Genomic DNA, 21,907 nt, shown 5'->3' on the forward strand with positions numbered 1-21,907 from the left:
CCTCGGCCCACGCATGACGCCATCGCTGGACCGAGCGGACACTGACCCGCAGATCTCTGGCGATCGCGGTACTGCCCTCGCCCCGGGCGAACCGCTCGGCCGCCTGGAGCCGTAACTCTTCGCGGAACTGCTGCCGTTCGGCGGTCAGCCCGCCCCCTTGTGGATACCGCATGACTCCGGTGATACCGCAGCCACCGGCCAGCCGTCACCCCCTACGACACTACGAGTTCAGCCTCAGTAACAACTAGCCTCAGTATGTGTCAACTAAAGGCAGTAGTTGCAGAGGTCTCGCCCATCCGGTCGAGGGTGATCAACTGCTCGCGCTCCAGGGTGAACAGGTCCACATAGTCCGCGACCAGGCCCGCGTCGACGAGCTGGACGACCCGCGTGGAGCCGAGGCCCTCGATGTCGAGCTGATCGCGCCCCGCCGCGTACGACACGGAGGCGACCAAACGGCAGTCTCGGCCCCGGGTGCAGCGCCAGCGCTGCTCGCTCGTGTCGATGGCGGAGCCGCACTGCGGGCAGCTCTCGGGGAAGGCGATGGGCGTCTCCTCGCCGGTGCGCAGGTGCACGACGGGGGCCTCGATGCGCGGGATGATGTCCCCCGCCTTGTAGACCATGACCTGGTCCCCCAGCCGCAGGTCGCGGCGGGTGATGTCGGCCGGGTTGTGCAGGGTGGCGTAACCGACGGTGGAGCCGTCTATCTCCACGGGCTCCAGGACGGCGCGCGGCGCGATGATGCCCGTGCGGCCGACATTCCACTCGACGGCCAGCAGGCGGGTGATCTTCTCCACGGCGGGCAGCTTGTGGGCGACGGCCCAGCGGGGCGCGCGGGTGCCGGAGCCGGCCTCGCGCTGATCGGCCGCCAGGTCGGCCTTGATCACGATGCCGTCGATACCGAACGGCAGCGAGGCACGCAGGGAAGCCGTCTCGGCCACCCGCGCCTGGACCTCCTCGACCGTGGTGGCCCGGAGCGGCGCCACGTCGGTGCCCGCTGCCGTGTGCACGCCGAGGCCGGCGACGTACGCCAGGACCTCGCTGTGGGGCAGTTCGGCGAGGGTCTCGGCGAGCTCCCCCGAATCGGGCAGCGGCAGTGCGCCGTAGGCGAAGAACGTGGTCTCCACCCGGTAGGCGCGGTCCTTGGCGCGGAGGGTGCCCGCCGCCCCGTTGCGCGGGTTGGCGAAGGGGGCGCCGCCGTGCTCCGTGCGGATCGCGTTGCCCTGTTCGAACTGCTCGTTCGTCATGAGGATCTCGCCGCGCACCTCGATGGTGACCGGGGCGGCCAGCCGCTCCGGCAGTCCGACGACGGCACCGGCAGCGTGCGAGACGTCCTCGCCCGCCGTGCCGTCGCCCCGGGTGATGAGGCGTTCGAACCGGCCGTCCCGATAGCGCGCGGCGACCGCCAGTCCGTCGAGCTTCGGCTCGACGCTCCACGCGGTCACGGGTCGGCCGATCCGCCGCTCCAGCGACGCGGTCCAGGTCGCGAACTGCTCGGCCGAGAACACGTTGTCCAGCGACAGCATGGGCACCGTGTGCGGCACATCGCCGACGGCGGCCCCGCCCGCGACCTTGCCTGTCGGCGACGCGGCGAGCACCTCCTCCGGATGGTCCGCCTCGTAGGCCGCTATCCCCCGCGCCAGCCGGTCGTAGGCGTCGTCGTCCAGCGCGCTCTCGCCCGTGGCGTAGTACGCGGCGGCGGCGAGGGATGCCTCTTCCACCGCGGCGGCATAGGCGGCGGCATCGGCGAGCACAGCAGCTGAGTTCGTCATGACCACCATTCTTCCGCCCACCACTGACAGCGCCCCTGATCTCTCCCCTCGCCCTCCGTGCTCTTCCCGTCTACGCCGGTACGGCGGGAGAGTCGGCCTGAGCCGGCGAGTACACCCTCGCCGCCGGCGGGGCGCCCCCGTACGGGCGACGTCCCGGAGAGGTGACCTCACTCAGGCCGTCGCTCCAGGCGCGTCCGGCACCGGCGTTTCTCCCGGGAACGGCGCGCCCGGCACGGGAGCCTCTCCCGGAAACGGCGCGCCCGGCGCCGGAGCCTCTCCGGGAAGCGGCTCGTCCGCCCGATCGGCCCCGGCGAAGCCCTCGGCCCGGACCGGTACTTGCGGGCCGGAGGACTCCTGGAGCCAGCGGGTCAGCACCCGGTGCACCGCCTCGGCGCCCACCAGCCCGCCGCCCGGCGGCGCGGGCGCACCCTCCGCGGTCTCGGCGGCCACGATGTCGAGCGGGTCCGTCAGCCCGCGCGGCCAGAGCAGGAACGGCCGGGACTGTTCACCGCCGAGGCCGCCGTGCGAACCGATCTGCTCCTCGAAGGCGTGCACGGTCCCGGTGTCAGGGTCGTACATGGAGTTGACCATGATGTCGGCGACGTGCGGGAAGATGTCGGTGCGCCGTACGGCGGCGGCCGCCCCGACGCCGAAGACCGCGAGCGGTCCCCCGCCGTCCGTCAGTTCGGCGACGGGGACTTCCGCCCCGCCGGGCCCGAGCACCACCGAGCCGTGCTCCCCGCGGACGAGGAGGAAGCCGATTCCCGGGTGGTTGGCGAGCGTGGAGAGCAGCGCCGGGTGGCGGCGCTCGATCTGTCCGCGGGAGGCCCGGCCCTCGATGTCGGGGAAGGAGATCAGCCCGAGGTTGCCGGAGGCCAGCACGATCGGGTCGGAGAGCTTGGCCGGGTGCTCGGCCTCCTGCCCCTCGACGGGGCGGTGCAGCGCGATCCGCACCGCGTCGCGGGCCTCGGACGCGCTGCGGGTGCGCTGGGCCCGGCGTGGCACGGGCAGCCCGCAGCCCGCCCGTACGAGGTCCTTGAGCGTGAGCCCGTACTCCCCCGCGAACGTCTCCCCGGGGCTCTGGCCGTGGTCGGACAGGAGCACGATCCGGTAGCTGCGCGGGGTGTGGTCGGCGATCTTCGCGATCAGGGCTAGGGAACGGTCGAGGCGTACGAGGACCTTCTCCGCGTCGCGGCTGCGCGGGCCCGAGTGGTGGGCGACCTCGTCGTAGGCGACGAGGTCGGCGTAGACGACGGTGCGTCCGGCGAACATGTCGCCGAGGACGGCGGCGGCGACCACATCGCGCTCCACGACGGTGGCGAAGGCGCGGATGAAGGGGTAGAGCCCGCCGCGCTTGATCCGCGGGGTGACCTTCCGGGCGCGGGCCCGGGTCGACTGGCCGATCTCGCGGAGGATCTCGGCGACGAAGGAGAGAGCGGTGCGGGTGGCGTTGGCCGGGTCGGAGAAGTAGGCGAAGTATCCGGCGCGGGAGCGGCGGCCCTTGCCGCGCCGGGCGGCCATGGAGAGCACCAGGGCCAGCTGTCCGGCGCCGCCGCTGAAGAGGTTGCCCCGGCTTGCCCCGTCGACGGTGAGCAGACCTCCGTCGCGGGTGCGCTCGATGGCCCGGCGCTGCATTTCGAGTGCGCTCGCCGGACGGCTGGAGACCATGACCGTACGGGTCTCCTTCTCGTACCAGCGGAACGCGGGCACGTCGTGGTTGCTGCCGTGCAGGATGCCGAGCTGGCTGGCGCCGGTCTGGCTGGACCAGTCGGTGCGCCAGGGGGTGAGGCGGTGTCCGGAGGGGTCGGCGAGCCAGCCGGCGACGGTCGGCATGAGCCCGTCGTCGGCGGCCTTCACCAGGACGTCGTGGCCGACGCCGTCGAGCTGGAGAAAGACGGTGCCGGGCGGTCCGTCGCGGCCGGGTTCCGGCGGGCCCGGGGAGCGGCCGCGTCTGCGGCGCCGGTCGGCGAGCCGGGACAGCCTGCGGCGGTAGGCCTCGTCGTCGCGGACGGCGAGGGCGGTGGAGGTGGCGGAGGCGACGGCGGACATCACCGCGGCGACGACGACCGCGGTCTCCGGCGCGGCGTCCCCGCGCCCGTCCGGGATGAGGCGCAGCGCTATCAGCAGCAGCGAGCCGTTGAGGAAGAAGACCAGCGCGCCGAGGACGAGCGCGGGCACGATGAGCAGGGACCGTACGAGAACGGGCCAGACCAGTGCGGAGAGCAGGCCGAACGCGCCCGCGCCCCAGGCGGCGGTGAAGGCGGTCCTGGTGATGGTGTCGCCGTCGTCGGACTGGAGCTGGAAGTCGGGCAGGATGCCGGCGAGCGCGAGCATGGTGAGGGTGGACACCGCCCAGACCGCGATCACCCGCATCAGGGCTCTGCCCGCCGTACGCCACTTCCCGTCACCCACGCCGGTCCACCTCACGCCCTCTCCGCCCCCGGGCCCGGCCGTCCGGGGCCCGCCCTTCAGCTTTTCACAGCGCCGGTCCCGGTCAGCGGCTTCGGCCGACCGGCCAGGGGGCGGCGGGACGGTACGGGGGGCGCATAGGCTCGTACCGGCAGCGCACCCGGGCGCGGGCCGCGCGGGCCGTGCCGGGACACGAGGTCGCGGGGATCCGGCAGGGATCGAGCAGGGATCGAAGGAGGGAGCCGGACGTGCCGGTGGAGGTCACCTGGTGGGGTCATGCCACCTGCACGATCGAGGACTCGGGGGTGCGGGTGCTGACCGACCCGCTGTTCGTACGGCGCTTCGCGCATCTGCGCCGCCGCCGGGGCGAGGTGCCGCCGCCGCAGGCCGCGGTCGCCGAGGTGGTGCTGATCTCCCATCTGCACTCCGACCATCTGCATCTGCCGTCGCTGGCCCGGCTCGCTCCCGGCAGCCGGCTGATCGTGCCGAGCGGCGCGGTGGCGGCCGTGCCGGGGCTGCGGATGCTGCGGCGGATGCACCGGCTGCACATCACCGAGGTGAGGCCGGGCGAGACCGTGCGGGTCGGTGAGGTGCGGGTGCGGGCGGTCCCCGCGCTGCACGACGGGCGGCGGCTGCCGGTCGGGCCGCACCGCGCGCCCGCGCTCGGCTATGTGGTCGAGGGCGAGGCCCGGACGTACTTCGCCGGGGACACCGGGCTCTTCGACGGGATGGCCGACGCGGTGGGGCCGGTGGACGTGGCGCTGCTGCCGGTGGGCGGCTGGGGGCCCTACCTGGGGCACAGCCATCTGGACCCGGCCCGCGCCGCCGAGGCCCTGACCCGTCTCGCACCGCGTTCGGCGGTGCCGGTGCACTACGGCACGTACTGGCCGATCGGTCTGGACGGGGTGCGTCCGCACGAGTTCCACGCGCCGGGCGACGAGTTCGTACGGCACGCGGCGAAGCGGGCGCCCGAGGTGACGGTCCATGTGCTGGGGCACGGCGAACGGGTCAGGCCGGAGGCCGGCCGGTGATCCACGAGATCCAGCAGGTGGTGCGGGAGCTGCCGCCCGAGTCGACCCAGCAGGCGGTCGGCTATCCGACGCTGTTCACGCTGGTGGCGCTGGGGTCCTTGGTGCCCGTGGTGCCGACGGGGGCGCTGGTGAGTTCGGCGGCGGTGGTGGCTTTCCATCAGACCTCTCCGCTCGCCCTCCTCTTCGTGTTCCTGGTGGCGTCGGCCGCCGCGTTCCTCGGGGACATCTGTCTGTACTGGCTGGGTCAGCGCGGGTTGAGATCGAAGAACGGCTCGAAGTGGCTGGAGGCGATCACCCGCCGGGCCGCCCCGGAACGGCTGGCCCAGGCGCAGGCGAAGCTGGACGAGCGCGGCGGGACCGTGCTGGTGCTGTCCCGTCTGGTGCCGGCCGGGCGGATACCGGTGATGCTGGCGTGTCTGCTGGGCCGGATGCCGTTGCGGCGGTTCGCCCGGGGCGACGTTCCGGCGTGTCTGGCCTGGGCGGCGACGTACCAGTTGATCGGGATCCTGGGCGGCTCGCTGTTCCCGGAGCCGTGGCAGGGGGTGGTCGCGGCGGTGGCCCTGACACTGCTGATCAGCGGGGCTCCGGCGGTGTGGCGCCGGCTGCGGTCACGGTTCGGCCGGGGGGCGGGCCGCGCGACGGGGTGAACGTTTCGCTTCCGGCCCGGGGCGGCCGTGGGTCTCGTAGACCTCTCTCCCCCCGGGTCTCGCGCTTCCTCCCAGATCTCTCTGACTTCCCGGGGCTCTCAGCCTTCCCGGGCTCTCAGCCTTCCCGTTTGCCGGCCGCGTTCAGCGCGGCGCGCCGAAGACCGCCGCGAAGCTGTCCAGCGCCTGCGCGACGTGTGCGAGCTCCAGGGGCTTCGCGGCGGTGAGGGACTCCGTCTGCTGCTGCGGCGTGGCGCCCAGCAGCGGACCGGTGCCCAGGCGTACGCGCAGGGCGCCCAGCTCGTCCCCGAAGCGGTGCCCGCCCGGGGCCGGTGCGCCGAGCCGGTCGGTGAGGTACTCCTCCAGCTCCATGGAGTCCGTCACGCCCAGCTCCGCCAGCCGGCCGCGCAGCGGGCCGAGGTCGGCGTAGAGGTGGCGGCCCGCCTGCGGGGGGCGGGCCAGCGCGCCGGAGCCGAGTACCGCGCGGTGGGCGGCGGCGGCGACCTCGCAGTGGAGCGCCGCGGCCCGCCGGGTCCGGTCGCGTACGGACTCCGGCTCCCCCAGGGCGTGCGCGGCCGCGTGGGCGAGGGGTCCGGCGACGAGGGCGCCGAGTGCGGTGAGGATGTCCAGGGTGCGGGCGTGCCGGACGGCGGCGCGGGCGGTGTCCGGGAAACGGGCGACGGCGACCGGCCAGGCGGCGGGCGTGAGGGCTCCGGCCAGGTCACCGATCACCGTGACGTCGTCCGGGCACATCTCGGCGGGGCTGAGCAGGACGGTGTCGCGGGGCCGGTGCACGGTGTCGCGCCAGGTCTCGTCGCTGATGATGTGCAGCCCTTCGCCGACCGCCGCCTCGCAGGCCTCGCGAACCAGCTCGGGCGGGGCGACGGTGGCCGTGGGGTCGTCCACGACGGACAGCAGCAGCAGCTTCGGCCTGCCGCCCTCCGCACGGACCCGGCGGACGGTCTCCAGCAGGGCGTACGGGTCGGGCACGCCGCCGCACTCGGCCGGGGTCGGCACATGGTAGGCGGGCCGGCCCAGCAGCCGGGCCTGCGGCATCCAGGTGGCCGGGCAGGGGCGCGGCATGAGGACGTCACCGCCGTGCGCGCCGATCAGGGCCAGGAGGAGCGGCTGGGCGCCGGGGGCGGCGGCGATGCTCCCCGCCGTGCCGTGCAGTCCGCGCCGGTCCCAGTAGCCGCGGGCCGCCTCGCGCAGGAGCGGGCCCCCTCCGGGAGGCTCCGGACGGGTCCGGGCGGAGGCGGCGGCGAGGACGGCGGCCAGTTCGGGGAGGACCGGGAGGCCGGGGTCGGGGGCGGGTGGCCCGTAGCGGACGGGGCCGTGATCCTCGTGCGTGGGCGCGTGGACCTCGTGCGTGGGCGGTGGTCGTCGGCCGGACGGGCGCGAGGCGCCGCCCGGGACGGCTTCGGTGGCGTGGCGCGGCGCGTCGGCCCGTTCGTCGCCGCCACGCGCCTCGGGCCGTTCGTGCGCGCCGAGCGGGCCGGTGTCCTCGGTCCCGTGCATCCGGCCCTCCTCCGCCGCTCGTCGCTCCGCGTATCGGGCGCTTCCGGCGTCTCTCCGACGTCTCCACGCCTCCGGCTCGTCGGCCGGTCGTCGTCGGCCCCGGGTCCTGGTCCGGCTCCGGTTCCACGTCCGCTTCCTCTGGCTTCTTTATACGGAGGTTCCGGGCGGCCCGCCCGCCCAATAGGGATGGACCTCGTCATGGCGGTGCAGTACGGGCCGGAGCGCGCACTGCACCGCACCTACCGGCGGTGACCGTGACCGTGACGGGCGTCCACATTGCAAGACTTCGATCTCGCCATCCGACATATCGACGTACGGTGGTTCCTGTCGCCGCGCCCGTCGGCGCGAGGTTTTCGGGAGAGGACGCACCGCCATGCCGAAGGAGACTGCCGTGTACACGCACGGCCACCACGAGTCGGTCCTGCGCTCGCACCGCTGGCGGACCGCCGCCAACTCGGCGGCGTATCTCCTCGACGAACTCCGCCCCGGCCTGGCTGTGCTGGACGTCGGCTGCGGCCCCGGAACCATCACCGCCGATCTGGCCGCACTGGTCGCGCCGGGCCGGGTCACCGCGGTGGACACCACCACCGACATCCTCGCCCAGGCCGCTGCGGTGGCGGCCGAACGGGGCCTGGACAACGTCGAGTTCGCGGTGGCCGACGTCCACGCCCTGGATTTCCCCGACGACTCGTTCGACGTGGTCCACGCCCACCAGGTGCTCCAGCACGTGGGCGACCCGGTCCAGGCGCTGCGCGAGATGCGGCGCGTCTGCCGCCCCGGTGGTGTGGTCGCGGCGCGCGACAGCGACTACACGGCGATGACCTGGTATCCGGAGGTCCCCGGTCTCGGCACATGGCTGGACGTGTACGGCAGGGTGGCCCGCGGCAACGGCGGCGAGCCCGACGCCGGCCGCAGGCTCCTGTCGTGGGCGCGGCGGGCCGGGTTCACCGACATCACCCCGACCGCGGCCGCCTGGTGTTTCGCCACCCCGGAGAGCCGCGCCTGGTGGAGCGGCCTGTGGGCGGACCGTACGACGGACTCGGTCTACGCAGAACTGGCCGTACGGGGCGGCCATGCGAGCACCGAGCAGCTCACGGCCATCGCCGGGGCGTGGCGCTCCTGGGGCGAGGAGGGCGACGGGTGGTTCATGGTCCCGCACGGCGAGGTGCTGTGCCGGGCGTGAGGCCAAGAGGGCCTGAGGCGTAGGGCACGGCAGGCGTACGGCACGGGCAGGAGAGGCACGGGCGGGAAGGCCCGGACGGGAAGAGCGGATCCGGCCCGCCCGGAATCGATCACACCGGTCGCGGCCGCCAACTACCCTCGTACGCATGGAGATCCTCGGAACCACGCTGCGTATCTGCGTCGACGACCTGGAGGCCTCGGTGGCCTTCTACGAGGGGCTGACGGGCACGTCGGCCCTGCGCTTCGAGCGCGGTGGGGTGTCGGTGGCCGCGATCGGCTGCTTCCTGTTGATGAGCGGGCCGGAGTCGGAGCTGGAGGTGCTGCGCAAGGTGGGCGCGACCATCGCCGTCAAGGACGTCGACGAGGCGAACGCGGCGCTGACCCGGGCGGGTGCGCGAGTCATCGCGGGACCGGTGCCGACCCCGGCGGGCCGGAACCTCATCGCGCTGCACCCGGACGGCTCGGTCTTCGAGTACGTGGACCGCAACGTCACCGTCTGACCGGCCGCCCGGAGTGCCGGCGGCCCGCCATGGCCTCCAGGACCTCACTTCCCCCGGCGGCGGAAAAGGTAGCCGCCGCAGCCCAGGCCGATCAGGAACATGGCCAGCAGGGCGAACCAGAGGGGCATCGTCACTTCGGGGATCAGCACCCGGATGGTGACCTTGTTCGTGTTCACGCAGATGAACACGATGACGAGCACGACCAGCACTCCGACCACGATGCGCCCCGGAGTGAGCCACCCCTTGGCGCGCGCGGTACCGCTCGGTACATCCTTGGGGCTCATGGTCCGGCCTTCCGCTCGCTCTTCGCCCGTCCGGCCCGCCGTCGTGCGCGCGGCCGCCCCCCGGAGTCCCAGCATGTCCGGCTGCCGGGCTCGGGGGGCGGTGCTGTACGGCCGTTCGGGTGAACGGGGGCGCCGGGCGTCAGCCGGCCGGGACCACCGGGAGCTCCAGTACGCCGGTGTCCTGGGGGGCGTGGACGACGGTGACGGGCTTGATGCCCCGGTTGCCGAAGTACGCGGTGTCGCTGGCGGCGATCACGAACTCCAGGCGGTGCCCCGTTTCGTACCGGTGGACGATGCCGGGCAGCTCCACCGTGAAGGGCCGGGTGACGTCGGGGACCCGGACCGGGGAGACGAGCCGGTTCACCAGCGTTCGGCTGCCGTCGGGCGCGACGTCGTAGACCTTGGCGAACAGGACGAGCTTGTCCGAGGCGTCGCCGCTGTTCTGGACCCGTTCCGCCTTCGGGGAGACGACCTTCAGGGTGGCCTTCGGTGCGCCGACGACGTCGAGGGGCGCGGTGAGGGGTTCGCTGCGCCAGCCGAGGTAGGTGCCCTTGGTGTCGTACGGCTTGGGGTCGGGCAGCCCGATCAGCGGGGCGATGGAGCTCTCGGAGTGGCTGGTGGGCACGAGCCAGTTGGTGTACTGGCGGCTGCCGCGTGCCACCTTCGCCCGGTTGTCGACGAGTTTGCCGTCGCCGGAGAGATACAGGGACCGCGAGAGGGCGGGAACGTCGGCGGCGGTGCCGTAGCCGCTCCGCCAGTCGCGGTAGTAGGAGAAGGCTGGTCCGGTGTCGGTGTCCGTCTTCTTCTGGAGGTAGCGGTCGAACCAGGCCAGGACCCGCTGTCCGACGTGGCTGGTCTCCAGATTGCCCTGGCTCAGGTCGAGTTCGCCGGGGACCTGGCCGCCGCTGTGCCCCCAGGACTGCCAGATCATCTTCGTCTCGGTGCCCTGCGCCTTGAGCGTCCGGTACGTGGCGGTGGCCTCGTTGAGGTTGAACAGGCTGTCGGCCTGGCCCTGGACGATCAGAGTGGGGGCCTTGACCCGGTCGAGGTAGGAGACGGGCGAGACGCTGCGCGCGTAGGCGAGCATCTCCTCGGCCTGGGCGGCGGGGTAGCGGCCGGAGTTGAGCAGCCGGATGATCTCGCAGGCGCGGGTGGCGAAGTGCAGGCAGTCCAGCCGGTTGATGCGGGACGGGTCCGGGCTCGGGTTGAGGAGCGGCTGGCCTTCGCCGATCAGGTAGAAGCCGTTGGTCCACTGCCACTTGAAGACGCCGGGGGTGTCGGAGGTGACGCCGGTGCGCGCCCCGGTGTTGTTGGGGGCCAGTGCGTAGCCGAGGTCGTTCCAGGTGATCAGCGGGACGAGGGCGTCGACGCGGGGGTCGACGGCGGCGGTCGCCAGTTGGATCGCCCCGCCGTAGGAGCCGCCGATCATGCCCACGCGCGGGTCGCCGTCGGCGTCCTGGGTGACGTAGTCGGCCTTGGTCCCGTCGTCGGCCGCGCGAACTCCCCCGAGGAAGTCGAGGAGTTCAGTCGCGGCCCTGCCGTCGATGGCGGGGTCGTCGAGGGTGATCAGGCAGCCGGACTCGCCGAAGCCGAGGCCCGAGTAGACGAGCCCGACGTAGCCGCGCTCGGCGAAGGCCTTGCCGATGACGTCGGTGGAGCCGTCGGACTTGCTGCCGCCGAAGCCGTTGGTGGCGAGGACGGCGGGGGCGGGGCGGTCCGCGTCGACCCCGGCGGGCCGGTAGAGATCGGCGTCCACCGCGCAGGTGCGGCCGCCCGCCTCGACGGTGAACGTCAGCGGAGTGACGGTGTACGGTTCGGCCTCGGCGTGGGCCGGACCGGCGAGGACGAGGGGGGCGACGAGGGCCGCCCCGGCGACCGCGACGAGCGGGCCGCGCACTCTGGAAACAGCACCTGACACGAGGACCTCCACACCGAGGACACCTTACCGACCGGTAAGTATTGGCCGCGCCCATGCTGTGACACAGCTCATAGCCGTGTCAACGTATCGGTCAGCGGTTCTTGACGGATGTTCACGTTCCGCGCGCGAATGCACACTTCCGGATGCCCGCACGGACAGCGGCACGGGCGTTCGGAAGCGATACGGGCACGAGTACGGGTACGGGTACCGGTACGGGCACGGGCATGGGCGAGTACCGATACGGCTCGGGGCGGCCGAGGAGAGGCTCAGCGCAGGGCCGGCGCCTCGACGGTCAGCGTGCAACGCCCGCCGTCCGCCGGTGCGTCGAGCACCGCGGGCAAGCCCAGCGGAATCGTCAGCGCGGTCGCGCTGTGCCCGAAGCCCAGCTCCTCGACCACGGGTATGCCCAGCGGGCCCAGCCGGTCGGCGAGCACGGAGCGGATCTTCTCGTACGGTCCGCACTCCCGCCAGGAGCCGCAGGCCACCCCGGCGACTCCGTCCAGGGCTCCGGACCGCAGGAGCCGGGTGAGGTTGCCGTCGAGCCGGTAGGGCTTCTCCCCCGTGTCCTCGATCACCAGCAGTCCGCTGCGGGTGCGGGTCCGGCCGCCCGGGGTGCCGGCGTCGTCGGCGAGCAGGCTGACGCACCCCCCGTACAGGACGCCCCGCGCCCGGCCGGGGACCAGGGTCCCGGCTGATTCGAGGCCGAGGGTGCGGACGGTCTCCGGTGCGAAGAGCGTGGCGCGCAGGTGCTCACGGGTCGCCGCGTCCGTCAGGAACGTCTCGGTGGCGACCATCGGCCCGTGCAGGGTCGAGAACCCGGCCCGCCGGGCGAACGCCTCGTGCAGGACCGTGATGTCGCTGTAGCCGACGAACGCCTTGGGCCCGGCGGTCCGGATCGCCGCCCAGTCGACCAGGTCGACCATCCGGTGCGCGCCGTATCCTCCCCGGGCGCACAGCACGGCGTCCACGGACGGATCGCACCACGCCTCCTGAAGGTCCGCCGCACGGTCCGCGTCCGCCCCGGCGAGATAGTCCAACGCCGGGTGGGTGTCCTGGACATGCGGGCCGACGACGGGTTCGAGACCCCAGTCGCGCAGGACGGCCAGGCCCTCCTCCAGTCGGTCGGCGGGCACGGGACCGCTGGGCGCGACGACGGCGACCCGGGAGCCGGGGCGCAGCCGTGGCGGCCGGGCGAGGGGGGTCGCCCGGCCGTGCTGCTCCCGGGTCACGTCGTCAGCTCCAGGGGCGGCACGTCGGGGCGGTCGATACCGAACGTCTGCGCGTAGAGGGAGAGTTCGGCCTCCAGCGCCTGGACCAGTGTCTCCGCGCGCCGGAAGCCGTGGCCCTCCCCCTCGAAGGCGATGTAGGCGTGGGCGATGCCCCGGCCGGCGAGGGCGGCGAGGAACCGCTCGCACTGGGCGGGCGGGCAGATCACGTCGTCCAGGCCCTGGAGCAGCACGAACGGCGTGCTCAGCCGGTCGGTGCGGTGGATCGGGGAGCGTTCGCGGTAGCGCTCGGGCACCTCGGCGAACGGACCGACGAGGGACTCCAGATACCGCGACTCGAAGTCGTGGGTCTCGTCCGCGGCCCACCCTTCGAGATCCAGGATCGGGTAGAGGATCGTCCCGCAGGCGTAGAGGCCGGTGGAGGTCAGCGAGGCGGCGGCGGTCCAGCCGCCCGCGCTGCCGCCCCGGATCGCGAGCCTGTCCCGGTCGGCGGCGCCCTCCTCGACCAGGGCCGAGGCGACGGCCGCGCAGTCGGCCACGTCGACCACGCCCCACTGGCCGCGCAGCCGTTCCCGGTAGTCGCGGCCGTAGCCGGTGGAGCCGCCGTAGTTGACGTCGGCCACGCCGATGCCGCGCGAGGTGAAGTAGGCGATCTCCAGGTCGAGGACGAGCGGGGTGTGGCCGGTGGGCCCGCCGTGCGCCCGGACGACGTACGGGGGCTTCTCGCCCTCGGGGCCGGTGCGGTCGGGACTGTGCGGCGGGTAGATGTGGGCGTGGATCTCACGGCCGTCGGAGCCGGTGAAGGTGCGGTCCTCGGGCACCGGGTAGTACGCGGGGTCGACCGCGTCGTGGTGGGGTGCGCCGATGGTGCGGGTGTGCCCGGTCGCGGTGTCCAGCTCGACGATCTCGGGGCCGCTGCGGGGGCTCGCCGCGATGCCGACGACCCGGCTGCCATGGACGGCGAGCGTGTCGGCCCAGGCGGTCCAGGGGCCCGGTACGTCGGCGAGTTCGCCGGTTTCCGGGTCGAGGATGCCGAGCCGCATGCCGCCCCTGCCGTGCAGGACGGCGATCAGCCCGTTCTCCAGCGGGTGGAACCAGCGCAGCCCGATCTTCCACAGCGGTCCGCCGAACTCCTCGCCCCGGGGCGGCAGGAGACGGCTGCCGGAGACCGTGCCGCCCCCGACGGCGTCGGGGCGGATGCGCTGGATCTCCCACCAGCCGGCGGGGTCGGAGACGAACAGCAGGCTGCCGTCACGGTCCCACTCCACCTGACAGACCGCTTCGTCGAGGCCGCCGACGAGGGGCCGTGCGCCCGTGAGTTCGCCCGCTGCGGTGATGTCCGCCAGCATGACCACCGTGCCGTCCCACGGCATCCGGGGGTGGTCCCAGGCGATCCAGGCCGCCCGCCGGCCGTCGTGGGAGATCCGGGGGCCGGTGACGAACCGGTGCCGGTCGTCGGAGAGTTCACGGACCGCCGAGCGGTCGTCGGCCGCCGAGCCGTCCAGCGGCACGGCGGCGACGACGCGCCGCACGTCGGTGGGTGCGGGTCCGGTGAACTCCTCCAGTACGCACCAGACTTCGCCCGCCGCCCCACGCTCCGGGCACAGCTGCGGGTCCGCCCAGCGCAGCCCGCCACCGACGTCCGAGACGGGGGTGAGCGGCCAGGGCTCGTCCGGGCCGTCGGGCGCGTAGGCGTACAGCCGCTGGTCGGTGAAGTGGACGAACACCACGAGGAGTTCGCCGTCCTCGCGCACCGTGCCCGCCCAGGGCTGTCCGCCGTACTCGATCACCCGGCTGCGGGCGTTCCAGGGGGCGGGCAGCACGGGGGCGGTCGTGCCGTCGGCGCGGCGGCGCATCAGGGCACGCCGGCCGCCCTCGGCGGGGCGGGGTTCGGTCCACCACACCTCCTCCCCGAGGGTGCCGAGGTGGTCGGGGCGGCCGTCGTGCGAGGCGGCGAGTGCCGCGTCGATCGGCGACGGCCAGGTTCCGTACGGGGCTGCTGGCACGGTGTTCACGAAGGTCCCCCCGGGTGCGGGTCGGCAGGTCAGGCGGTGCGCAGGTAGTGGTCGAGGACGCGGACGCCGAAGTGGAGGGCGTCGACGGGGACGCGCTCGTCGACGCCGTGGAACAGCCGCTGGTAGTCGAAGCCGACGGGCAGCTTCAGCGGGGTGAAGCCGTATCCGGTGATGCCGAGGCGGGAGAACTGCTTGGCGTCGGTGCCGCCCGACATGCAGTACGGGACGGTGTGCGCGTCCGGGGCGTAGCGCTCGACGGCGGCGCGCAGCTTGGCGTACGTCGGTGAGTCGAGGGGGGCTGTCAGTGCCGTCTCGCGGTGGTAGAACTCCCAGGAGACCGAGGGCCCGGTGAGCCGGTCCAGGGTCTCGTGGAACTCGTCGTCGCCGCCGGGGACCATGCGTCCGTCGACGAAGGCGGCGGCGTGGCCGGGGATGACGTTGACCTTGTAACCGGCGTCCAGCATCGTCGGGTTGCTGCTGTTGCGGATGGTGTTCTCGACGAGGGACGCGGCCGGGCCGAGCTTGCCGAGGAGCTGGGCGACGTCGAAGCCGGGTTCGTCGAGGTCGGGAGTGATGCCGTGCAGGGCGGCGATCTCGGTGATCGCGGCCCGGACGGTCGGGGTGAGGCGGATGGGCCACTCGTATGCGCCGATCCGGGCGACGGCGGCGGCCAGGGAGCTCACCGCGTTCTCCCGGTTGACCTTGGAGCCGTGCCCGGCCCGGCCCTCCGCGGTCAGCTTCAGCCAGCCGGTGCCGCGTTCGCCCGCCGCGATCGGGTAGAGCGAGAGGCCGTCGCCCGCGTGGAAGGTGAAGGCGCCCGACTCGCTGATGCCCTCCGTGCAGCCCTCGAACAGCTCGGGGTGCCGGTCGACGAGGAAGCCGGAGCCGTCGGCGGCGCTGTCCTCCTCGTCCGCCGTGTAGGCGATGACGATGTCGCGCCGGGGGCGGAACCCCTCGCGGGCCCAGCCCCGTACGACGGCGAGGACCATCGCGTCCATGTTCTTCATGTCGACGGCGCCGCGCCCCCACACGACTCCGTCGCTCACCTCGCCGGAGAAGGGGTGCACGATCCAGTCGGCCGGCTCGGCGGGTACCACGTCGAGGTGGCCGTGGACGAGCAGTGCGTCGGCCGACGGGTCGGTGCCGGGGATCCGGGCGACCACGTTGGTCCGGCCGGGGGTCCGCTCCAGCAGCGTCGGTTCGATTCCGGCGTCGGCGAGCCGCTCCGCGACGTATTCGGCGGCCGGACGCTCCCGGCAGTCGCCGCCGCCCCGGTTGGTGGTGTCGATGCGGATGAGTTCGGAGGTGAACGTCACCGCCTCGTCGAGCGCCTGCCGGTCAACGGGTCCGAGCGGGTCGACGGGTCCGAGCAGGTCGGGGGCCTCAGCCATACTGTTCCTCCACAGCGGCCGACACGATCGTCGTCACCGCCTTGAACGTGCGAATTCCTTCGTACATCGTCGCGCTGGTGTACGCGACGCGCCTTTCGCCGCTCGCCGCCACGCCGGGGACGACGGTCGCCGCCGCCGCCAGATGTTCGGCGTCGAACTCCAGCTCCACGGTGAACGTGGCTCCGGTGACGGGCTCCCGCCGGCCCGCGAGGGCGCCGGCCTCTTTCGCCGCCGCCCTGATGTCGGCGGCGGTACGGGCGGGGGTGCGGCACACCGCCGCGTACCGGGAGACATAGTCCTTGACGGCGACCTTCCGGGCGTCGGGGGCGTATCCCTCGGCGTCCACGCAGGTCAGGTCGTCGCCGGTGACGAGGACGACGGGCACGCCGTACTCGGCGGCGACGTGCGCGTTGAGCAGCCCCTCGCTCGCGCGGACTCCGTTCAGCCAGACTCCGGTGATGGAGTTGGCGAGGTAGGTGTGGGCGAGGACGCCCTCCGTGCCGGCTCCGGTGTGGTAGCCGACGAAGGCCACCGCGTCCACGTCGCCGTGCTGGATGCCCTCCACCATGGACAGCGACTTGTGCTTTCCGGTGAGCATCTGGACCCGTTCGTCCATGTGCTCCAGCAGCAGGTTGCGCATCGACCAGTGGGCCTCGTTGACCAGGACCTCGTCGGCGCCGCCGTCGTAGAAGCCGAGTGCCGCCGCGTTCACGTCCGAGGTGAACATCGACCGGCAGCGCTCCCACTGCGGAGTCCCCGGCAGCACGTCGGCCGGCCAGGTCACTCCGGTGGCGCCTTCCATGTCCGCGCTGATGAGGATCTTCATGCCGCCACACCGTACGCGCCGTGAGCGGCGCGGGCCAGGGAGGGGCCGCCCGTCAGAGGTCCAGTCCGCCGAAGGCCCCTCCAGTGGTCCCTGCGGTGGTCCCGTCGGTGGTCCGTCAGCGGTCGCTGCGGTGGTCCGTCAGCGGTCCGCCCCTGAGCGCGCCGAAACTCCCCCGTCATACCGGCCGTACGCGAGGGTAACGGCGGCTGCCCAAGGGCTGTCCCGTCATCCCTGGCGGATCAGCGCGCGGCGTCGGATGCGGTGCGTCGCAAGGCGGAGGGACGCCGGGGCATGGTCTACGCGGTCAACCCGGTCGGCGTGACCGCGTTCACCGCCGCCTCCGGGCGGTCCATCGCGATGTACTTCCACGCCTTCGGGGACGCCCTCCAGCCCTGCTCCCCGGTCGCCGCCGTCGTGATCGCCTTCGTCCTCACCCCGGTCATGGCCATCGCCACCCCGGGGCAGGTACTACCTGCGCCGGAGCGACGACGGCATCGCGGTGCCGCTGCTGGACGCCGAGGGCAACCCGAGCGCGGTCACCCACGGCTGTCACGTCTGCCGTCAGTCCTTCGAGCGCCCCGACCTGGCCGCCTGCCGGGCGCACGACGCCATGGTGTGCTCGCTGTGCCTGAGCACGGACAAGGCGGGCGGCCATGTCCTTCCGGCCGCACCGCCCGTACCGCTCTCGCGCACCTGACCTCCGGTCACGCGTGACCCGGCGTCAGCCCGTCTTCGCGTCCCGCAGCAGTTCCTCGATCCGGGACAGCTCGTCCTCGCCGAACTCCAGGTTCGAGACGGCCTCGACGCTGTTCTCCAGCTGGGCGACGCTGCTCGCGCCGACCACGGCGGAGGTGAGCCGGCCGCCGCGCAGCACCCACGCCAGGGCGAGCTGCGCGAGCGACTGACCGCGCTCCTTCGCCAGGGCGTCCAGCGCGCGCAGTCGCTCCACCAGCTGCGGGGTGACGGCGTCGGGGGTCAGGAAGGGGCTCGCGCCCGCCGCCCGGGAGCCGGCCGGGATGCCGCTCAGATAGCGGTCGGTGAGGATGCCCTGCTCCAGCGGCGAGTAGGCGATGGACCCGGCGCCCAGCTCGTCGAGGACGTCCGGCAGCCCGTCGTCCTCGATCCGGCGGTCGAGCATCGAGTAGCGGGGCTGGTGGATGAGGAGCGGGGTGCCGAGATCCTTCAGGATCGCGGCGGCCTCGCGGGTCTGCGCGGCGGAGTAGTTGGACAGCCCGGCGTACAGCGCCTTGCCCTGCCGTACGGCGGTGTCGAGCGCGCCCATCGTCTCTTCGAGGGGGGTCTCGGGGTCGGGCCGGTGCGAGTAGAAGATGTCGACGTAACCGACGCCGAGGCGCTTCAGGCTCTGGTCGAGGGAGGAGCGCAGGTACTTGCGCGAGCCCCACTCCCCGTACGGCCCGTCCCCCATGCGGTGGCCGGCCTTGGTGGAGATGACGATCTCGTCGCGCAGCCGGGAGAAGTCGGTCGCCAGGGCGCGGCCCAGGGTGAGTTCGGCGGAGCCGGGCGGCGGGCCGTAGTTGTTGGCCAGGTCGAAGTGGGTGATGCCGAGGTCGAAGGCGCGGCGCAGGATGCGGCTCTGCTCCTCGGGCGCCCGGTCCCCTCCGAAGTTGTGCCAGAGGCCGAGGGAGAGCGCGGGCAGCAGCAGACCGCTGCGGCCGGTGCGCCGGTAGGGCATGGCGGAGTAGCGGTCGGCGGACGGCAGATACATACAGGGCTCCGCGGGAGGGGTACGGGGTGGCGCGCCGGGACCGGCGCGCCATGTACGGGCTTCCGGCGATGGATGCTTCCGCAGATGGATCCATCAGTCCAGCAGGAGATTCCGCTCGGATTCATCGCCCAAGGACTGTCCCGTCATCCCTGGCGGATCAGCGCGCGGCCTCGGATGCGGTGCGTCGCAAGGCGGAGGGACGTCCGCATACGGGATGTATCCGGGCGTTCCGACAACGCGGCGAGGTGCCGTAGCTGTCGCCGTGCGCCAGCCAGGGATGAGGCGGGGGTGAGCCCGGCACGGCTGCTGGCGGCGTTCCACCGGGAGCATCCGCAGATGGAACTGCGGCTGCGGCAGGAGGGCACCAGCAGTCTGCTGGGCGGGGTGGCGGGCGGACGCCTCGATCTGGCGTTCGCGGCCACGGTCAGCCCGGCGGAGTGGCGCGGGGAGCTGGTGCCGCTGGCCCGGGAGCCGATGGTGCTGCTGTGCGCGGCGGGCCACGCGTTCGCGGGGCGGCCGGAGGTGGGGTGGGAGGAGCTGCCGGGGGCGTCGTTCATCGACTTCCACCCGGACCGGGGTCCCCGGCGGGCCGCCGACGAGGCGTTCGCGGCGGCGGGGGTGCGGCGGACGGTGGGGCTTGAGGTCAACGATGTGCACAGCCTGCTGGAGCTGGTGCGGGAGGGGCTGGGGATCGCGGTGGTGCCGCACCACTTCGCCCGTAAGCCGGGGGCGGCCCGGCTGGTCGCGGTGGACCTGGCGGGCGGGCCCCGGCCGGTGTACGAGAGCGTGGTGGTGCTTCCGGCGGCGCGGAGTCCGAGCCCGGGAGCGCGGGCGCTGACGCGGCTGGTGCGGGAGGGGGCAAAGGTGCGCTGAGCCCGGGAGCCTCACCCGGCCCATGGGCCCGGCGCGCCGGTGTGGCGGCCGGACGCCCCCTGGTCCTCGTGGCCGAGCTGGAGGTCACGCTCGGTACGGCCGCCGCCCGCGACCTGGAGGACGGTGGCGACCGGCGGGTATCCGGCGGCGATCACCGTGTACTCGCCGGACGACAGGTCGACGAACCGGAACGAGCCGTCGGGCCCGGTCGTGAGGGTGTCCACCACATTGCCCGCGGCGTCGAGCAGGGTGACCCGGGCGTCCTCGACGGGGCGTCCGCCGGTGGCCCGGACGGCGCCGCGCAGGACGGCTCCGCCCGCCAGCTCGATGTCCTGCCGGGTCTCGCGGGCGGCCTGCACGCTGACCGGGAGGGCGGCGGGGCGGAAGGCGGGTGCGCCGGCGGCGAGGGTGTACTCGCCGGCGACCAGGTCGCCGATGACATAGCCGCCCTCGCGCCCGGAGCGGGTCGAGGCGACGACCTCGCCGCGTACGTCGGTGAGGGTGACGGCCGCGTCGGGTACGGGGGCGCCGTCGGGGGTGAGGACGGATCCGGCGAGGCGTCCGGCGCCGCCGAGCACCACGTCCAGCTCGACGGGCCGCTCGCCCACGGTGACACTGACGGCCTGCGGCTGGTGGCCGCCCGCCGCGGCGATCAGGACGTAGGAGCCGGCGCCGGGGACACTGAGCGCGTACCGCCCGTCCCCGCCGCTGGCCCCGCGTCCGACCTGCTGCCCCTGGACGTCGATGAGGGTGAGGGCGGCGCGGGGGACGGTGGTGCCGTCGGGGTGCTGCACGCTCCCGTGGACCGGGACCCCGGAGAGGTGGCCGACGGCCGGCCGGCCGAAGTCGGCGCGGGCGGCGGGGATCCGCGTGGTCTCGGCGGCGGCTTCGGGGCTGTGGTGGGACACCAGCGGTTTCTCCTTGAGGAAGAAGGCGAGGATCAGGCCGAGCACGAGCACCGGCACGAGGTGGAGGAAGATGCGGGGCATCGCGTCGACGTACGCCTGGATGTAGGCGTCGCGCAGCGCGGGTTCCATCGCGTGGACGATCTGCGGGGTGATCGACTCGGGGTCGGGCAGCTCCGCGCCGGCGGGCAGGCGTACGCCGAGGGCGTCGGAGAGCCGCCCGGCGAACAGCGTGCCGAAGACCGCCGCGCCCACGCTGCCGCCGATCTGCCGGAAGTAGTTGTTGGCGCTGGTGGCGGTGCCGAGGTCCGAGGGGCGTACGGAGTTCTGCACGGCGAGCACGAGGACGGACATGACCAGTCCGATGCCGGTGCCGAGGACGGCCTGGTAGAAGCCGTACGCCAGCGGGGAGGTGTCCGCCTCCAGCAGCGAGAGCAGCCACATGCCGACCACCGAGACGGCGCTGCCGATGATCGGGTAGATCCGGTAGCGGCCGGTGCGGGTGATGAGCCGGCCGGAGACGATGGAGCCGCCGACGATGCCCATCATCATCGGGAGCATCAGCAGCCCGGATTCGGTGGCGCTGACCCCGTCGACCATCTGGAGGTAGGTGGGGAGGTAGCTGGCGGCCCCGAAGAGCGCGATGCCCACGACCGCGCCGACCAGGCCGGTGACGTTGAAGACGGAGTCGCGGAACAGCCGCAGCGGAATGATCGGTTCTGCGGCCCGGTGTTCGGCGGCGACGAAGAGCACCGTCGTGACGGCGGCGCCCGCCGCGAGGCCCAGGATGGTGCGCGAGCCCCAGGCGTACTCGGTGCCGCCCCAGCTGGTGACCAGCACCAGGCAGGTGGAGGCGACGGCGAGGAGCACCGCGCCCAGGACGTCGAGCCGGGGCCGGACGGCGGGCCTGGGCAGCTTGAGGACGACCGCGATGACGGCCAGGGTGACCAGGCCGAAGGGGACGTTGATGTAGAAGCACCAGCGCCAGGAGGCGTGGTCGGTGAAGAAGCCGCCGAGCAGGGGTCCGGCGACCGAGGCGAGGCCGAAGACCGCGCCGATGAGGCCCATGTAGCGGCCGCGCTCCCGGGCCGGGACGATGTCCGCGATGATCGCCTGGACGCCGATCATGAGGCCGCCGCCACCGATGCCCTGGAGGGCGCGGAAGGCGATCAGTTCGTCCATGGTGCGCGACCAGCCCGCCAGCGCGGAACCGATGACGAAGACGACGATGGCGAACTGGAAGACGCCCTTGCGGCCGAAGAGGTCGCCGAGTTTGCCGTAGAGCGGCAGGACGACGGTGGAGGCGAGGAGGTAGGCGGTGACCGCCCAGGACATCTTCTCCAGGCCGTGCAGCTCACCGACGATCTTCGGCAGGGCGGTGGCGACGATCATCTGGTCGAGCGCCGCGAGCAGCAGGGTGAGCATCAGCCCGAGGAAGACCGTGCGGACCTTGCGGGGGCTGATCTCCGCCGCGTACGGACCGGATCCGGCCGGTGGGGGTGGCGGGGGTGGTGCGGCGGGGGCTCCGGCTGTCGCCGCTCTGCCGTCCGGTGCCGGACCGTCCGGCTCGTCCTTCACCAGCGTGATCCCACCCACCACGTAACGCTCCCCTCGTCGCACCTGCGCCGCCCATTTCTCGCATCGCGCGGCAAGGCGGGGCAAACGTGACGAGGGGCGTACGCGGCGCGCA

Annotated in this window: 15 protein-coding genes and 3 pseudogenes; 6 read left to right on the forward strand and 12 right to left on the reverse strand. The window is 73.3% G+C overall.

Annotated elements, in window-relative coordinates; translation table 11 throughout:
- The 3 genes and pseudogenes from ACGF2Y_RS27110 to ACGF2Y_RS27120 all read right to left on the reverse strand — a co-directional run.
- On the reverse strand, positions 1-172 hold a 172-nt coding region (locus tag ACGF2Y_RS27110; protein ID WP_392952717.1), incomplete at its 3' end, for a helix-turn-helix domain-containing protein.
- A 109-nt stretch (positions 173-281) separates the two neighbouring features.
- Positions 282-1,778, reverse strand: a pseudogene (gene ligA, locus ACGF2Y_RS27115) (NAD-dependent DNA ligase LigA); the annotation flags it as partial.
- A gap of 162 nt (positions 1,779-1,940) precedes the next feature.
- Positions 1,941-4,142, reverse strand: coding sequence for an alkaline phosphatase family protein (locus ACGF2Y_RS27120; RefSeq protein WP_392952719.1), 2,202 nt, complete (start codon positions 4,140-4,142; stop codon positions 1,941-1,943).
- A gap of 284 nt (positions 4,143-4,426) precedes the next feature.
- Between ACGF2Y_RS27120 and ACGF2Y_RS27125 the strand changes: the two genes are divergently transcribed.
- On the forward strand, positions 4,427-5,209 hold the full coding sequence (locus tag ACGF2Y_RS27125; RefSeq protein WP_392952482.1) for an MBL fold metallo-hydrolase: 783 nt from the start codon (positions 4,427-4,429) through the stop codon (positions 5,207-5,209).
- Positions 5,206-5,856 carry a DedA family protein gene (locus ACGF2Y_RS27130; RefSeq protein WP_392952485.1) on the forward strand — a complete coding sequence of 217 codons (651 nt, stop codon included), beginning with the start codon at positions 5,206-5,208 and terminating at the stop codon, positions 5,854-5,856. Before ACGF2Y_RS27125 ends, ACGF2Y_RS27130 begins: the two co-directional genes overlap by 4 nt.
- A gap of 141 nt (positions 5,857-5,997) precedes the next feature.
- On the opposite strand, the gene ACGF2Y_RS27135 is transcribed toward ACGF2Y_RS27130, so the two are convergent.
- Positions 5,998-7,371, reverse strand: a complete 1,374-nt coding sequence (locus tag ACGF2Y_RS27135) for an aminotransferase class I/II-fold pyridoxal phosphate-dependent enzyme (RefSeq protein ID WP_392952488.1) — start codon at positions 7,369-7,371, stop codon at positions 5,998-6,000.
- Between the two features lie 373 nt (positions 7,372-7,744).
- Here ACGF2Y_RS27135 and ACGF2Y_RS27140 point away from each other — a divergent pair, with 373 nt between their 5' ends.
- The gene (locus ACGF2Y_RS27140; RefSeq protein ID WP_392952491.1) at positions 7,745-8,554 is read left to right on the forward strand and encodes a methyltransferase domain-containing protein; all 810 of its coding nucleotides are present in this window, start codon (positions 7,745-7,747) and stop codon (positions 8,552-8,554) included.
- A 145-nt stretch (positions 8,555-8,699) separates the two neighbouring features.
- The gene (locus ACGF2Y_RS27145) at positions 8,700-9,053 is read left to right on the forward strand and encodes a VOC family protein (protein ID WP_030588922.1); all 354 of its coding nucleotides are present in this window, start codon (positions 8,700-8,702) and stop codon (positions 9,051-9,053) included.
- Between the two features lie 44 nt (positions 9,054-9,097).
- Here ACGF2Y_RS27145 and ACGF2Y_RS27150 read toward each other — a convergent pair whose 3' ends face one another.
- The 6 genes from ACGF2Y_RS27150 to ACGF2Y_RS27175 all read right to left on the reverse strand — a co-directional run bounded on the left by ACGF2Y_RS27150 (position 9,098) and on the right by ACGF2Y_RS27175 (position 16,713).
- Positions 9,098-9,337 (reverse strand): LapA family protein, encoded by a 240-nt coding sequence (locus ACGF2Y_RS27150; protein ID WP_392952494.1) that lies wholly within the window; start codon positions 9,335-9,337, stop codon positions 9,098-9,100.
- 139 nt (positions 9,338-9,476) lie between these two features.
- On the reverse strand, positions 9,477-11,234 hold the full coding sequence (locus ACGF2Y_RS27155; RefSeq protein ID WP_392952497.1) for a CocE/NonD family hydrolase: 1,758 nt from the start codon (positions 11,232-11,234) through the stop codon (positions 9,477-9,479).
- A gap of 287 nt (positions 11,235-11,521) precedes the next feature.
- Positions 11,522-12,484 (reverse strand): LD-carboxypeptidase, encoded by a 963-nt coding sequence (locus ACGF2Y_RS27160; protein WP_392952500.1) that lies wholly within the window; start codon positions 12,482-12,484, stop codon positions 11,522-11,524.
- Positions 12,481-14,496 carry a S9 family peptidase gene (locus ACGF2Y_RS27165; protein ID WP_392952503.1) on the reverse strand — a complete coding sequence of 672 codons (2,016 nt, stop codon included), beginning with the start codon at positions 14,494-14,496 and terminating at the stop codon, positions 12,481-12,483. Before ACGF2Y_RS27165 ends, ACGF2Y_RS27160 begins: the two co-directional genes overlap by 4 nt.
- 29 nt (positions 14,497-14,525) lie before the next feature.
- Positions 14,526-15,887, reverse strand: coding sequence for a M20/M25/M40 family metallo-hydrolase (locus ACGF2Y_RS27170; protein WP_392952506.1), 1,362 nt, complete (start codon positions 15,885-15,887; stop codon positions 14,526-14,528).
- Positions 15,880-16,713, reverse strand: a complete 834-nt coding sequence (locus ACGF2Y_RS27175) for a M55 family metallopeptidase (RefSeq protein ID WP_392952509.1) — start codon at positions 16,711-16,713, stop codon at positions 15,880-15,882. Before ACGF2Y_RS27175 ends, ACGF2Y_RS27170 begins: the two co-directional genes overlap by 8 nt.
- Positions 16,714-16,989: 276 nt before the next feature.
- Between ACGF2Y_RS27175 and ACGF2Y_RS27180 the strand changes: the two are divergent.
- Positions 16,990-17,410: pseudogene (locus tag ACGF2Y_RS27180) on the forward strand (allantoin permease); the annotation flags it as partial.
- A 24-nt stretch (positions 17,411-17,434) separates the two neighbouring features.
- Here ACGF2Y_RS27180 and ACGF2Y_RS27185 read toward each other — a convergent pair.
- Complete coding sequence (locus ACGF2Y_RS27185; RefSeq protein WP_392952512.1) at positions 17,435-18,439, reverse strand: aldo/keto reductase; 1,005 nt, start codon at positions 18,437-18,439, stop codon at positions 17,435-17,437.
- Between the two features lie 282 nt (positions 18,440-18,721).
- On the opposite strand from ACGF2Y_RS27185, the pseudogene ACGF2Y_RS27190 reads away from it, so the two are divergent.
- Positions 18,722-19,312: pseudogene (locus ACGF2Y_RS27190) on the forward strand (LysR substrate-binding domain-containing protein); the annotation flags it as partial.
- An 11-nt stretch (positions 19,313-19,323) separates the two neighbouring features.
- Here the strand turns inward: ACGF2Y_RS27190 and ACGF2Y_RS27195 are convergent.
- A complete protein-coding gene (locus ACGF2Y_RS27195; RefSeq protein WP_392952515.1) occupies positions 19,324-21,816 on the reverse strand; it encodes an MFS transporter in 2,493 nt (830 codons plus the stop codon).
- Positions 21,817-21,907 lie beyond the last annotated feature (91 nt).

Origin of the sequence: Streptomyces sp. NPDC048142 (assembly GCF_043202835.1) — a bacterium.
Taxonomy (GTDB): domain Bacteria; phylum Actinomycetota; class Actinomycetes; order Streptomycetales; family Streptomycetaceae; genus Streptomyces.

Coding starts and splice junctions, on each gene's coding strand:
- ACGF2Y_RS27185 (WP_392952512.1), bottom strand. CDS start 18,439: ATGTATCTGCCGTCCGCCGACCGCTACTCCGCCATGCCCTACCGGCGC.
- ACGF2Y_RS27150 (WP_392952494.1), bottom strand. CDS start 9,337: ATGAGCCCCAAGGATGTACCGAGCGGTACCGCGCGCGCCAAGGGGTGG.
- ACGF2Y_RS27120 (WP_392952719.1), bottom strand. CDS start 4,142: ATGCGGGTGATCGCGGTCTGGGCGGTGTCCACCCTCACCATGCTCGCG.
- ACGF2Y_RS27140 (WP_392952491.1), top strand. CDS start 7,745: ATGCCGAAGGAGACTGCCGTGTACACGCACGGCCACCACGAGTCGGTC.
- ACGF2Y_RS27135 (WP_392952488.1), bottom strand. CDS start 7,371: ATGCACGGGACCGAGGACACCGGCCCGCTCGGCGCGCACGAACGGCCC.
- ACGF2Y_RS27170 (WP_392952506.1), bottom strand. CDS start 15,887: ATGGCTGAGGCCCCCGACCTGCTCGGACCCGTCGACCCGCTCGGACCC.
- ACGF2Y_RS27175 (WP_392952509.1), bottom strand. CDS start 16,713: ATGAAGATCCTCATCAGCGCGGACATGGAAGGCGCCACCGGAGTGACC.
- ACGF2Y_RS27145 (WP_030588922.1), top strand. CDS start 8,700: ATGGAGATCCTCGGAACCACGCTGCGTATCTGCGTCGACGACCTGGAG.